The sequence below is a fragment of the Streptomyces sp. CNP082 genome (genome assembly GCF_059570535.1).
In genome coordinates this window covers 151925-165558 of sequence record NZ_JCANSZ010000003.1, presented here as the reverse complement: position 1 = coordinate 165558, position 13634 = coordinate 151925, and the positions used below count along the sequence as shown (strand labels likewise).

12 protein-coding genes are annotated in these 13634 nt (G+C 73.4%); 11 read left to right on the top strand and 1 reads right to left on the bottom strand.

The features are described 5' to 3' along the window. Nucleotides 1-142: 142 nt before the first annotated feature. The 8 genes from recG (at nucleotide 143) to mutM (ending at nucleotide 7704) form a co-directional block, all read left to right on the top strand. On the top strand, nucleotides 143-2413 hold the full coding sequence (recG, locus tag B124_RS03670) for an ATP-dependent DNA helicase RecG (protein WP_496501150.1): 2271 nt from the start codon (nucleotides 143-145) through the stop codon (nucleotides 2411-2413). A 201-nt stretch (nucleotides 2414-2614) separates the two neighbouring features. Beyond that, a complete protein-coding gene (gene rsmD / locus B124_RS03665) occupies nucleotides 2615-3190 on the top strand; it encodes a 16S rRNA (guanine(966)-N(2))-methyltransferase RsmD (RefSeq protein ID WP_496501149.1) in 576 nt (191 codons plus the stop codon). A gap of 70 nt (nucleotides 3191-3260) precedes the next feature. Next, the gene (gene coaD / locus B124_RS03660; protein ID WP_496501283.1) at nucleotides 3261-3740 is read left to right on the top strand and encodes a pantetheine-phosphate adenylyltransferase; all 480 of its coding nucleotides are present in this window, start codon (nucleotides 3261-3263) and stop codon (nucleotides 3738-3740) included. A gap of 24 nt (nucleotides 3741-3764) precedes the next feature. Next, nucleotides 3765-4943, top strand: coding sequence for a F0F1 ATP synthase subunit B (locus B124_RS03655; protein ID WP_496501148.1), 1179 nt, complete (start codon nucleotides 3765-3767; stop codon nucleotides 4941-4943). Between the two features lie 117 nt (nucleotides 4944-5060). Further along, entirely contained in the window at nucleotides 5061-5741 is a 681-nt protein-coding gene (locus B124_RS03650; protein WP_496501147.1) for a YceD family protein, read from the top strand. Nucleotides 5742-5743: 2 nt separating this feature from the next. Then, entirely contained in the window at nucleotides 5744-5917 is a 174-nt protein-coding gene (gene rpmF, locus B124_RS03645) for a 50S ribosomal protein L32 (RefSeq protein WP_018844671.1), read from the top strand. 18 nt (nucleotides 5918-5935) lie between these two features. Then, on the top strand, nucleotides 5936-6841 hold the full coding sequence (rnc, locus tag B124_RS03640; RefSeq protein WP_496501146.1) for a ribonuclease III: 906 nt from the start codon (nucleotides 5936-5938) through the stop codon (nucleotides 6839-6841). A gap of 8 nt (nucleotides 6842-6849) precedes the next feature. Continuing rightward, nucleotides 6850-7704, top strand: coding sequence for a bifunctional DNA-formamidopyrimidine glycosylase/DNA-(apurinic or apyrimidinic site) lyase (gene mutM / locus B124_RS03635; protein WP_496501145.1), 855 nt, complete (start codon nucleotides 6850-6852; stop codon nucleotides 7702-7704). 28 nt (nucleotides 7705-7732) lie between these two features. On the opposite strand, the gene B124_RS03630 is transcribed toward mutM, so the two are convergent. Beyond that, nucleotides 7733-8686 carry a CAP domain-containing protein gene (locus B124_RS03630; protein WP_496501144.1) on the bottom strand — a complete coding sequence of 318 codons (954 nt, stop codon included), beginning with the start codon at nucleotides 8684-8686 and terminating at the stop codon, nucleotides 7733-7735. Nucleotides 8687-9018: 332 nt separating this feature from the next. Between B124_RS03630 and B124_RS03625 the strand changes: the two genes are divergently transcribed. The 3 genes from B124_RS03625 to smc all read left to right on the top strand — a co-directional run bounded on the left by B124_RS03625 (nucleotide 9019) and on the right by smc (nucleotide 13604). Further along, nucleotides 9019-9300, top strand: a complete 282-nt coding sequence (locus B124_RS03625; RefSeq protein ID WP_496501143.1) for an acylphosphatase — start codon at nucleotides 9019-9021, stop codon at nucleotides 9298-9300. 288 nt (nucleotides 9301-9588) lie between these two features. Further along, complete coding sequence (locus B124_RS03620; RefSeq protein WP_018839639.1) at nucleotides 9589-9789, top strand: hypothetical protein; 201 nt, start codon at nucleotides 9589-9591, stop codon at nucleotides 9787-9789. A gap of 242 nt (nucleotides 9790-10031) precedes the next feature. Continuing rightward, nucleotides 10032-13604, top strand: coding sequence for a chromosome segregation protein SMC (gene smc, locus B124_RS03615; RefSeq protein WP_496501142.1), 3573 nt, complete (start codon nucleotides 10032-10034; stop codon nucleotides 13602-13604). Nucleotides 13605-13634 lie beyond the last annotated feature (30 nt).

Here is a 13634-nt window from a genome sequence, read left to right as displayed (position 1 = left end):
GCGGACAGCGGCGCGGGTCGGGCGATCCCGATCAGTATCGGCGATCGCGAGCGGCAGTTCGGGGCGGACCATCGTAGGAGGGGTGGGCCCCGGTTACCAGGGCTTGCCGCGCTCTGTCGGCCCGATGGTGTGCAATGGACGCGTGTCCGTGCTGGAAGAGCCCCTGAAAACGACCGTCGGCGACCGGACCGCCAAGGCCATGGCGGAGCACCTGGAGCTGCACACGGTCTCAGACCTGCTGCACCACTACCCCCGGCGGTACGCCGAGCGCGGCGAGCTGACGCGGCTGGCCGACCTGGAGACCGACGAGCACGTCACGGTCGTCGCGCAGGTGGAGAAGGCCGCCATGCTCGGTACGGGCCGGGGGCGCCGCCTCGAAGTGGTCATCACCGACGGCAGCGGCCGGCTCACCCTGGTGTTCTTCGGGCGCGGCGCGTACCACCCGCAGAAGGAGCTGCTGCCCGGCCGGCGCGCCCTCTTCGCCGGCAAGGCCACCGTCTTCAACCGCAGACGCCAGCTCGCCCACCCCGACTACAAGCCGCTGGCCGGCCAGGACGACGCGGGCGACGGTGCCGCGGCCGACGAGTGGGCGAACAAGCTCCTCCCGCTCTACCCGGCGTGCCGGCAGCTCGCGTCCTGGCAGCTCCAGCAGGCCGTCGACACGGTGCTGGACGGCCTGGAGGCCACGGACTGGGCGGGTGTCGCCGACCCGCTGCCCGCGGCGCTGCGGACCGAGCGCGGGCTCGTACCGCTGCGTGAAGCGCTGCTGAAGGTGCACCGGCCGAAGACCAAGGCCGACCTGTGGGCGGCGCGCGAGCGGCTGAAGTGGGACGAGGCGTTCGTCCTCCAGGTCGCCCTGGCCCGGCGGCGGCACGCGGACGGGCAGTTGCCCGCGGTGCCGCGCGTGGCGCCCGCCACGGGGCTGCTCGCGGACTTCGACGCCCGGCTGCCGTTCACCCTCACCGAAGGGCAGCGGCGGGTCTCCGCCGACATCTTCGCCGACCTGGCCACCGACCACCCCATGCACCGGCTGCTCCAGGGCGAGGTGGGCTCCGGCAAGACGCTCGTGGCGCTGCGCGCGATGCTCGCCGTCGTGGACGCGGGCGGACAGGCGGCGTTGCTCGCGCCGACCGAGGTGCTGGCCCAGCAGCACCACCGGTCGATCACGGAGATGATGGGCGAGCTGGCCGAGGCCGGCCTCCTCGGCGGCGCCGAGCACGGTACGAGGGTCGAGCTGCTCACCGGCTCCTCCGGTGCGGCGGCCCGCCGCCGGGCGCTGCTCGACCTGGCCACCGGCGAGGCCGGGATCGTCGTCGGGACGCACGCGCTGATCGAGGACAAGGTGCACTTCCACGACCTGGGCCTGGTCGTCGTCGACGAGCAGCACCGCTTCGGCGTCGAGCAGCGGGACGCGCTGCGCGCCAAGGGCAACCGCGGGGACGACAAGCGCACGCCGCACCTGCTGGTCATGACCGCCACGCCCATCCCGCGCACGGTCGCCATGACGGTCTTCGGCGACCTGGAGACCTCCGTGCTCGACCAGCTCCCGGCCGGGCGTTCGCCGATCGCCAGCCACGTCGTGCCGGCGGCCGACAAGCCGCACTTCCTCTCCCGCGCCTGGGAGCGGGTGCGCGAGGAGGTCGAGGGCGGCCACCAGGCGTATGTCGTCTGCCCGCGCATCGGCGACTCCGCGGAGGAGACGGAGACCGGGGGCGGCAAGGGCGCGAAGGGTTCGAAAGGCGAGAAGGGCGCGGAGGGAGCCCCCTCGCCCGAGGACGAGGCGGAGAAGCGGCCCCCGCTGGCGGTCCTCGATGTCGCCGCGCAGCTCTCCGCCGCCTCCGGGGCGCCGCTGGCCGGGCTGAAGGTCGAGGTGCTGCACGGGCGGATGCAGCCGGACGCCAAGGACGACGTGATGCGCCGGTTCGCCGCCGGCGACGTGGACGTGCTGGTCGCCACGACCGTCATCGAGGTCGGCGTCAACGTCCCCAACGCCACCGCCATGGTCATCATGGACGCCGACCGCTTCGGCGTCTCCCAACTGCACCAGTTGCGCGGCCGGGTCGGCCGCGGCGCCGCCGCCGGGCTGTGCCTGCTGGTCACCGAGATGCCGGAGGGCACGCCGGCCCGGAGCCGGCTGGACGCGGTCGCCGCCACGCAGGACGGCTTCCGGCTCTCCCGTATCGACCTGGAGCAGCGCCGCGAGGGCGACGTGCTGGGGGAGGCGCAGTCCGGGGCCCGCTCCAGCCTGAAGATGCTCGCGGTCATCGACGACGAGGACGTCATCGCCGAGGCCCGGGACGCCGCGGCGGCGATCGTGGCGCAGGACCCGGAGCTGGCCGCGTACCCGGAGCTGCGCGGCGCGCTGGCGAGCCTGCTGGACGACGAGCGGGAGCAGTTCCTCGACAAGGGCTGAGACGGGACCTGAGACGGGACCTGAGAGGGGGCCTGAGAGGGGGCCTGAGGCAGGGGCTGCGGCAGGACCGGGAGCCTGCGGCCGGAGCGGTGCCGGGCTGTGACGGCCCCGCCGCCCGCCGGCCACCGGGCGGCACCGCGGCCGTCACCCCGGAGGCATATCGTGGGAGGGACCGCGCCCGTGAGGACAAGGACAGCAGCCATGACCCGCGTGATCGCCGGCACCGCCGGCGGGCGGCGCCTGGCCGTGCCGCCCGGCACCGGCACCCGGCCCACCTCCGACCGCGCCCGCGAGGGTCTCTTCTCCACCTGGCAGACCCTGCTCGGTCCGCTCGACGGCCTGCGCGTCCTCGACCTGTACGGGGGCTCAGGCGCCGTCGGCCTGGAGGCGCTGTCCCGCGGCGCCGGGCACGCGCTGCTCGTCGAGGCCGACGCCCGCGCCGCCCGCGTCATCCGGCAGAACGTCCGCGCCCTCGGCCTGCCCGGCGCCGAGGTGCGCGCCGCCCGCGCCGAACAGATCGTCGCCGGACCGCCGCCGGAGGACCCGTACGACGTGGCCTTCCTCGACCCGCCGTACGAGGTGGGCGACGCCGGGGTGGGCGAGATCCTCGTCACACTCCGTGCCCGCGGCTGGCTGTCGGCGGGCGCGCTCGTCACCGTGGAGCGCAGCACCCGAGGCGGTGAATTCCCCTGGCCCGACGGGTTCGAGGGGCTGCGGGCCAGACGCTACGGCGAAGGCACGCTCTGGTACGGTCGCGCCGCCTCACCGCCCTCATGACATCCCCACCACCACCGAGCCGACTGGCACCGACACCCTCATGACCGGAACCGAGAGCGAGGAACCTCCGTTGCGCCGCGCCGTCTGTCCGGGGTCCTTCGACCCCATCACCAACGGACATCTCGACATCATCGCCAGAGCCTCGAAGCTCTACGACGTCGTGCACGTCGCCGTGATGATCAACAAGTCGAAGAAAGGGATGTTCACCGTCGAGGAGCGGATGGACCTCATCCGCCAGTGCACGGCGGAGTACGGCAACGTGGAGGTCGAGAGCTTCCACGGCCTCCTCGTGGACTACTGCAAAGAGCGCGACATCCCCGCCATCGTCAAGGGGCTGCGCGCCGTCAGCGACTTCGACTACGAGCTGCAGATGGCCCAGATGAACAACGGCCTGTCGGGGGTGGAGACGCTCTTCGTCCCCACCAACCCGACCTACAGCTTCCTCTCCTCCAGCCTGGTCAAGGAGGTCGCCACCTGGGGCGGCGACGTATCCCACCTCCTGCCCCCGGTTGTCAACCAGGCACTTGTCGAACGCCTCACCAACTCCTAGCCGGGCGCCGTAGAGTCTGTCCCCATGGACGTGCAGAGGAAGCTCGACGAGATCGCGGAGGCCCTCCAGGGCGCGCGGTCCATGCCCATGTCGGCGTCGTGCGTGGTCAACCGCGCCGAGCTGCTCGGCATGCTGAACGAGGTGCGCGAGGCCCTGCCCGGGTCGCTCGCCCAGGCGCAGCAGTTGCTCGGCGGGCGCGAGCAACTGGTCGAGGAGGCACACCGCGAAGCCGAGCAGATCCTCGAAGGGGCGCAGAACCAGCGCAGCGCGCTGATCTCCGACACCGAGGTCGCCCGGCACGCCCAGGCCGAGGCCGACCGGATCCTCGGCGAGGCCCGCCAGGAGGCCGAGCAGATCAGCGCCGAGGCCGACGACTACGTCGACAGCAAGCTGGCCAACTTCGAGGTCGTCCTCACCAAGACCATCGGCTCGGTCGACCGCGGCCGGGACAAGCTGCTGGGCCGCGCCCCCGGCTACGACGACCCGCAGGGCTTCGACGCCGGCCAGGACGAGGGATTCGAGGCGGCGCCGGAGCGCAGCGCGGACCCGCAGGAGCAGCGCAGGCGCGCGGACACGTACGTGGAGGCGCAGTTCCAGGCGTTCCAGTCGGTGCTCACCAAGACCCTGGAGGCGGTCGGCCGCGGCCGGCAGAAGCTCCAGGGCGCGCGGCCCACGGACCAGCTCGGCGAGACCTTCGGGCAGCCGGGCCAGGGGCACGCGGGCACGACGGACGAGAACTACCTCGCGGAGCTGGCCGAGCTCGCCGACCCCCCGGCGCACCGCCCCGGCGGCGCACCGGAGCCCGCGATCCCGCAGCAGCCCGCCCAGCAGCCCCCGCACGCCGTCCCGCAGCCCGCCGCGGCCTACTACGACCCCGCCGCCGCGCAGGGCTACGCCCAGTCCGGCTACCCGCAGCCGGAGCAGCCGGACTACCCGCAGGACTACGGCCAGGGCTACCAGCAGGGCTACGAGCAGCCCGACCCCGGCTACGGCTGGCCGCAGCAGGCCGGGCAGCCGGAGCAGCCCGGGGCCGGCGCGTACGCGGACGGCGGGCAGCAGATGCCGTACGGCCAGAGCGAGGCGCACCTGCCGCAGCAGGGCGGCTACACCCCCGCGCCCGCCGCGCTGGACGAGACGAGCCTCTTCGACACCAGCATGATCGACCTGGAGCAGCTCAGGCAGTACGACGACCGCGGACGCTGAGCCGCCGGGAGTCCCCGCCGGGGCCCGGTCGCGGACGGACGCCCGGATTGGGTCTTGGGCGGGGTCTCAAGTATTCTGGACCCTCGCCCCATCGCGCCGCGCCCGTCCCTGCCCGTCATGTGCAGGGTGCACGAAAGCAGGAAAGCCCTGAAAGCCCATCCGGACCACCGCGCCCCGCTCGTGTTCGACACACGGGACCTGGGCCGCCGTCCCGGTACGCTCAAGCGGCTGACCCGCACCGTGCCGGCGCCCAAGGACCTCGGCAACGAGGTGGTGGGCGTGCCGGAGGGCGACCCCGTCGAGCTGGAGCTGCGGCTCGAGTCCGTGATGGAGGGCGTGCTCGTCACGGGTACCGCCCGGGCACGGGCGGCGGGCGAGTGCGTAAGGTGTCTGGAGCCGCTCGGGCAGGAGCTCGAAGTGGACTTCCAGGAGTTGTACTCCTACCCGGAGACCGACGCCCGGGGCCGGGTGGCCCGCGGCGGCGGCTCCGGCGCGGACGCCGAGGAGGCGGACGCGGAGGAGGAGACGCTGTACCTCGAGGACGACATGCTCGACCTCGAACCGGAGCTGCGCGACGCGGTGGTGCTCGCACTGCCGCTGCAGCCGGTGTGCCGGGAGGACTGCCCGGGCCTGTGCCCCGACTGCGGGGCGCGGCTCGCGGACGACCCGGACCACCGGCACGACGTCGTCGACGCCCGGTGGGCGGCGTTGCAGGGACTCGCCGAGACCGTCTCGGACGGCGAGAAGGACGATACGAGCGGCGCTGACGACGGCGCCGGCGAGAAGCAGGAGAAGTAGCCGTGGCCGTTCCGAAGCGGAAGATGTCGCGCAGCAACACGCGCCACCGCCGGTCGCAGTGGAAGGCTGCGGTCCCGCACCTGGTGGCATGCGAGCGCTGCCACGAGCCGAAGCAGCAGCACATCGCATGCCCGAACTGCGGCACGTACAACCGCCGCCAGGTCCTCGAGGTCTGAGCGACGGGGAGAAGGCTCATGTCAGATGCCACTGCGCCGCGGAAGTCGCCGGCTGGACATCCGGATACAGCCTCGTCCCCCCAGATCCTGGAAGGGCGGCTCGGGTACGAACTCGAGCCCGCCCTTCTGGTGCGCGCCCTCACCCACCGCTCGTTCGCGTACGAGAACGGCGGTCTGCCCACCAACGAGCGGCTTGAGTTCCTCGGGGACTCGGTGCTCGGCTTGGTGGTGACCGACACGCTGTTCCGGGGCCACCCCGACCTGCCCGAGGGCCAGTTGGCCAAGCTGCGGGCCGCGGTGGTCAACTCGCGTGCGCTCGCCGAGGTCAGCCGCGGGCTCGACCTGGGCGCGTTCATCCGGCTCGGCCGGGGCGAGGAAGGCACGGGCGGCAGGGACAAGGCGTCGATCCTCGCGGACACGCTGGAGGCCGTCATCGGGGCGGTCTACCTGGACAAGGGACTGGAGGCGGCGTCGGAGCTGGTGCACCGGCTGTTCGACCCGCTGATCGAGAAGTCCTCGAACCTCGGGGCCGGCCTGGACTGGAAGACCTCGCTGCAGGAGCTGACGGCCGCCAGGGGACTGGGCGTGCCGGAGTACCTGGTCAGCGAGACCGGCCCGGATCACGAGAAGACCTTCACGGCTGCCGCCCGCGTCGGTGGTGTCACGTACGGCACCGGCACCGGCCGCAGCAAGAAGGAAGCGGAGCAGCAGGCCGCGGACACCGCGTGGCGCGCGATCAGCGCGACCGGGGCGGACGGCGAGGCGGGCAAGGGCGCGGAGAGCAACGGCACCGCGGTCGCGGCGCCGGAGTCCGCGCCGGCCGGCACGTCTGCCCCTGCCGTTGCGCCGGCGGACGCGCCGGACTCCGCGGACGGTGACGTCGCCGCGGGCCCGGCCGGGGCGGCGCAGGCCGCCGACCGGTAAGCCCGGCGATGCCGGAGCTGCCGGAGGTCGAGGTGGTCCGCCGCGGCCTGGCGACGTGGGTCGCGGGCCGGACGGTCGCGTCCGTCGAGGTGCTGCACCCCCGGTCCGTACGCCGGCACGCCGCGGGCCCCGCCGACTTCGCCGCCCGGCTGACGGGGCGCCCTCTGGGGGAGCCGCGGCGGCGCGGCAAGTACCTGTGGCTGCCGGTGGCCGACGGCTCGGAGTCGGTGCTCGCGCACCTGGGCATGAGCGGCCAGTTGCTGGTCAAGACCGAGGACGCGCCGGACGAGAAGCACCTGCGGGTCCGGATCCGCTTCGCGGATGAGCCGGACACCGAGCTGCGCTTCGTCGACCAGCGCACGTTCGGCGGCCTGTCGCTGCACCCGGACGCGGCTGGCGGCCTGCCCGACGCCATCGCGCACATCGCCCGGGACCCGCTGGACCCGGCGTTCGACGACGCGGCTTTCCACGCGGCGCTGCGCGGCAGCCGGACCACGATCAAGCGGGCGCTGCTGAACCAGTCGCTGATCAGCGGCGTCGGCAACATCTACGCGGACGAGGCCCTGTGGCGCTCCCGCATCCACTACGAGCGCCCCACCGCCGGCTTCACCCGCCCCCGTACCGCAGAACTGCTCGGCCACGTCCGCGCGGTGCTGAGCGCCGCGCTCGACGTCGGCGGCACGAGCTTCGACAGCCTCTACGTCGACGTCAACGGCGAGTCCGGCTACTTCGCCCGCTCACTGGACGCGTACGGCCGCGAGGACGAACCCTGCCGCCGCTGCGGCACCCCGATCCGCCGCCGCCCGTGGATGAACCGCTCCAGCTACTTCTGCCCGCGCTGCCAGCGCCCGGCGCGCCGCTGACGCGCGCCGGGGGCGCGCGGGCGACCCCTCAGAAGCCGAAGTTCTGCGTCCACCAGGGGCCGCCGTCGGCGAAGTGCGCGCCGACGCCCAGGGTGCGGAAGTCGCAGTTCAGTATGTTCGCGCGGTGGCCTTCGCTGTTCATCCAGGCGTCCATCACGGACTGGGCGTTGGCCTGGCCGCGGGCGATGTTCTCACCGCCGAGGTCGGCTATGCCGTACTCCTCGGCGCGCTCCCAGGGGTCGTTGCCGTCGGGGTCGGTGTGGTCGAAGAAGCCGCGCGCGGCCATGTCCTGGCTGTAGTCGCCGGCGAACTCCGCCAGCTCCGGGTCCTTCGTCAGCGGGCGGCAGCCCGCCTGCTCACGCTCCTGGTTGACCAGCCGCAGCACCTCCGCCTCCGCGGCGCTGGCCGGGTCGGCGGTGGCGGTCGGCTCCGCGGAGCGGGTGGGCTCGGCGGTCTCCGTCTTCGTCGGGGACGGCGACTTGGACGCCGTACGGGACGGGCTCGGGGACTCCGACGGCTCCTCGGACTCCGGCTTCTGGCTCTCGGAGGCCGACGCCGACGGCGAGGCGCTCTTCGACCCCTCGCCCTTCCCGTCGTCCTTCCCGCCGGTCTTCCCCGCCTCCGGCGACCCGCTCTCCGGCCCTTGCGAGCCGCGGCTCCCGGACGGCGACGACTCCGGCGTCGGCGGCTCCGAGCTGCCCATCGTGCTCGGTGCCGGCGGGTCGCCCGCCTCGACGTGGCCGGCGGGGCCGCCGTCGCCGCGGTCGAGGTCGAAGCCGCTGCCGAGGACCCCGGAGGCCATCGCCACCGCGCCCACGGCCAGCGCCGCCGACGTACCGAGCAGCCCGGCCCTGGCCGGGCTCTGCTTGCGGTGCTGCCCCCGCGGCCGGCCGTCGCCGTGCGCCTCGTGCCCGCCGTGCGTACCGGGCGCTTCCCGGCGGCGTATCGGGGGCTGGGGCTCCGAGCGTCTGTGGCGGCCCATCCGGCTGACCCCTCACGTCCGACGACAACGACTGCACACCTGCACTCGCACACACGAGTGATATTGCTGTCGGCAGACTGTACGCCATGTCCCAGTCCCGCACATGTCTGCGGGCCGATCTGGTAGCGTCCCGGTCGTGGGTTGCGAGAACCAAGCCGCCCGCGCGTGCTGATCGAGAACCAAGACAGCACATGCACGTCCAACGAGCATTGCCGTATCAACCGGGCTGGTTTCAACCCGGCTGGTGTTGATCGTGGAAGACCTGTCGGGTCGCTGGCCCCTCAGGCAGCGTGAGCCAGGAATCCCCCTGCATCGGCTGGGGGAGGATTCAAATGAGTGCGGACGTCCGCATGACGGCATGGGTGCGCGGTGTGGTCCAGGGGGTCGGCTTCCGCTGGTTCACCCGCGCCCGGGCGCTGGAGATCGGCGGCCTCAGCGGCTTCGCCGCCAACCTCGCGGACGGCCGGGTCCAGATCGTCGCGGAGGGGCCGCGGGCGCAGTGTCAGGAGTTGCTGGAGTGGCTGCGCTCCGGCGACACGCCGGGCCGCGTGTCGGGTGTGACGGAGATCTGGGACGAGCCGCGCGGCGGATATCACTCTTTTGACGTCCGCTGAGCACGCTCCGCCATACGGGCTGGTCCGACAGGGATGACCAGCGGGTTGCCAACGGCTTCCGCGCGTGCAAAGCTCCTCACACCAGACGGGTCCCGTCACCCCCCGTGGCCGGCAATTGGCCGGGCCGTGCCCGATACGGGGTGTGATCGTGTTGACCGTCAAACTATTTGGTGAGACGCTTGAAGCCCCGCGCACCCTAGCTGTTTGTGCCATGGGCAGACACGCGGGTGCGAATCCCTCACGACCCACACCGCTCGGTCGGTCACTCAGTGTGGAGGACCTGCAATCATGGCAAAGGCGCTTCTCGGTTACGTCGGCGGCACTGACCCGCGACTCCTCGCCGAGATGCGACGGCTGCAGCAGCGTGTCCAGGACCTGGAGTCGGAGCTCGTCCGCGTCCAGGCCGAGAACGACATGCTCGCCGCCGCCGCTGCTCACAACAGCGAGTCACTGCTCGACGTATCCCAGGCGGAGCCTGCGCTTACCTGACAATCATGCGAAACCGTCAGGTCTGCACCTCAACCGCTTGAGATAACTGCCAAGGGACGCTTAACCGCGTCCCTTCGTCGTTTCTCCCGTGCTCTTACGGATCCCCGACAGGGAACCCGCCCCGGAGCCGCCACCCCCGGGGTGATGCTCCGTAATTGATGTGCCCCGGCGGTTACCCAGTGAAACCGGCTAGCGCGATAGAGTCTCCGGCACAAGTTTCGTCGCCGGAGGAGAGCTCGCCAGTGCACTTGAAGGGCCTCACGCTCCGGGGGTTCAAATCCTTCGCCTCCGCCACCACCCTCCGCTTCGGGCCGGGTATCACCTGTGTCGTCGGCCCGAACGGCTCCGGAAAGTCCAACGTGGTGGACGCGCTGTCCTGGGTGATGGGAGAGCAGGGGGCGAAGTCCCTCAGGGGCGGCAAGATGGAGGACGTCATCTTCGCCGGCACCACCGGCCGGCCGCCGCTCGGCCGCGCCGAGGTGTCGCTGACGATCGACAACTCCGACGGCGCGCTGCCCATCGACTACTCCGAAGTCACCATCACCCGGACGATGTTCCGCAGCGGCGGCAGCGAATACCAGCTCAACGGGGACACCTGCCGCCTCCTCGACATCCAGGAACTGCTGTCCGACTCCGGTATCGGCCGCGAGATGCACGTCATCGTCGGCCAGGGCCAGCTCGACTCCGTTCTGCACGCCGACCCCTCCGGCCGCCGCGCCTTCATCGAGGAGGCCGCCGGCGTCCTCAAGCACCGCAAGCGCAAGGAGAAGGCGCTGCGCAAGCTGGACGCGATGCAGGCCAACCTCGCCCGCGTCCAGGACCTCAGCGACGAACTCCGCCGCCAGCTCAAGCCGCTGGGCCGGCAGGCCGCCGTCGCCCGCCGGGCCGCCGTCATCCAGGCCGACCTGCGCGACGCCCGGCTCCGGCTGCTCGCCGACGACCTCGTCACCCTGCGCGCCGCGCTCTCCGCCGAGATCGCCGACGAGGCGGCGCTGAAGGAACGCAAAGAAGCCACCGAGGCCGAGCTGACCGCCGCCCGCACCCGCGAGGCCGCCCTGGAGGAGCAGGTACGCGCCCTCACCCCGCGGCTCACCGAGGCACAGGGCGCCTGGCACGAACTCGGCCAGCTCGCCGAACGGGTCCGCGGCACCGTCAGCCTCGCCGACGCCCGCGCCAAGCACGCCACCGCTGCGCCCGAGGAGGAGCGCCGCGGGCGCGACCCGGAGGACCTGGAGCGCGAGGCGGAACGCATCCGCCAGCAGGAGGCCGAACTCGAAGCCGCCCTGGAGGCCGCGGAACGGGCACTGGAAGACACCGTCGCCCACCGCGCCGAACTGGAGCGCGAACTCGCCGCAGAGGAGCGGCGGCTGAAAGACGCCGCCCGCGCCGTCGCCGACCGCCGCGAACGGCTCGCCCGGCTCAGCGGCAAGGTCACCGCCGCCCGCGGGCGCGCCGCCTCCGCCCAGGCCGAGATCGACCGGCTCGCCACCGCGCGCGACGAGGCCGCCGAGCGCGCCGCCGCCGCGCAGGAGGCGTACGAGACCCTGCAGGCCGAAGTCGACGGGCTGATCGGCGACGAAGGCGAACTGGCTGCGGAGCAGGAGGCCGCGAAGCGCGCCCTGGCCGCCGCCGAGGCCGAGCTGACCGCCGCCCGCGACGCCGCCGCCGAAGCCGAACGGGCCCGCGCCGCCACCACCGCCCGCCGCGACGCGCTCGCCCTCGGCCTGCGCCGCAAAGACGGCACCGGCACCCTCCTGACGGCCCGCGACAAGCTCACCGGCATCCTCGGCCCGGCCGCCGAACTGCTCACCGTCGCCCCCGGGTACGAAGTCGCCGTCGCCGCCGCGCTCGGCACCGCCGCCGACGCCCTCGCCGTCTCAGGGCCCGCCGCCGCGGCCGACGCGCTGCGGCTGCTGCGCAAGCACGACGCCGGCCGCGCCGCGCTGCTCCTCGGCGACGCCCCGTACGAGCCGGCCCCCGACGGCGAACTCCCGCCCGGCGCCCGCCACCTGACCGCCCTGGTCTCCGGCCCCGACCAACTGCTGCCCGCCGTACGCCGGCTGCTGGCCCGTACCGTGTACGTCGCCACGCTGGAGGACGCGGAAGACCTCGTCTCGGCCCGGCCCGAGCTGACCGCCGTCACCGCCGAAGGCGACGTCTTCGGCGGCCACTTCGCCCACGGCGGCTCCGCCGGCGCCCCCAGCCTGCTGGAGGTGCAGGCGTCCGTCGACGAGGCGGCGGCCGAGCTGACCGAGTTGGACGCCCGCTGCGCGCAGTTGCGCGAGCGGCAGGAGGCCGCCGCCGCCCGCCGCGCCGAGTGCGCCGCCCTCGTCGAGGAGCTCGGCGCCCGGCGCAGCGCGGCGGACCGGGAGAAGTCCCGCGTCGCCGGCGAGCTGGGCCGGCTCGCGGGGCAGGCCCGCGCCGCCGCCGGCGAGGCCGAGCGCAGCGCCGCCGCGGCGGCCCGCGCCGAGGAGGCCCTGGCCCGCGCCGGCGCAGAGGCGGAGGAGCTGGCGGCGCAGTTGGAGACCGCCGAGGAGGAGGCCGGCGCGGCCGAGGACGGCGACGACGGTTCGGACACGTCCGTACGGGACCGGCTCGCCGCCGACGGCGCCAACGCCCGGCAGACCGAGATGGAGGCCCGGCTCCAGGTCCGTACCCACGAGGAGCGCGTCAAGGGCCTCGCGGGCCGCGCCGACGGACTCGACCGCGCCGCCCGCGCCGAGCGCGAGGCGCGCACCCGCGCCGAGCGCCGCCGCGCCCGGCTGCGGCACGAGGCGGCCGTGGCCACCGCGGTCGCCGCCGGCGCCCGGCAGCTCCTCGCACACGTCGAGGTCTCCCTCGCCCGCGCCGAGGACGAGCGCGCCGCCGCCGAGCGGGCCCGCGCCGAGCGCGAGCAGGAACTCGGCCGGCAGCGCCGGCTCTCCCGCGAGCTGGCCGACGAGCTGGACAAACTGACGGACTCCGTGCACCGCGGCGAGGTGCTGGGCGCCGAGAAGCGGATGCGCATCGAGCAACTGGAGAGCCGGGCGCTGGAGGAGCTGGGCGTCGAGCCCGCCGACCTGGTGGCGGAGTACGGTCCCGACCAGCTCGTACCGCCGTCGCTGCCCGCGGAGGGCGAGGAGCTGCCCGACGATCCGGAGCACCCGCGCAACAGGCCGCGGCCGTACGTGCGCGCCGAGCAGGAGAAGCGGCTGAAGGCCGCGGAGCGGGCGTACACCAGGCTCGGCAAGGTCAATCCGCTGGCGCTGGAGGAGTTCGCGGCGCTGGAGGAGCGGCACAAGTTCCTCACCGAGCAGCTCGACGACCTCAAGCGCACCCGCGCCGACCTGCTGCAGGTGGTCAAGGAGGTCGACGAGCGCGTCGAGCAGGTCTTCACCGACGCCTTCCACGACACCGCCCGGGAGTTCGAGGGCGTCTTCTCCCGCCTCTTCCCCGGCGGCGAGGGCCGGCTGGTCCTCACCGATCCGGACGACATGCTGAACACCGGCGTGGAGGTGGAGGCGCGCCCGCCGGGCAAGAAGGTCAAGCGGCTGTCGCTGCTCTCCGGCGGCGAGCGGTCGCTGACGGCGGTGGCGATGCTGGTGGCGATCTTCATGGCCCGGCCGAGCCCGTTCTACGTCATGGACGAGGTCGAGGCCGCGCTCGACGACACCAACCTGCAGCGCCTGGTGCGGCTGATGCAGGAGCTGCAGCGCACCTCGCAGCTCATCGTGATCACGCACCAGAAGCGCACGATGGAGGTCGCCGACGTCCTCTACGGCGTCTCGATGCAGGGCGACGGCGTCTCGAAGGTGATCAGCCAGCGGCTCAACTGAGGAGACGGGCTTGCGCGGCTGCCCCGGCCC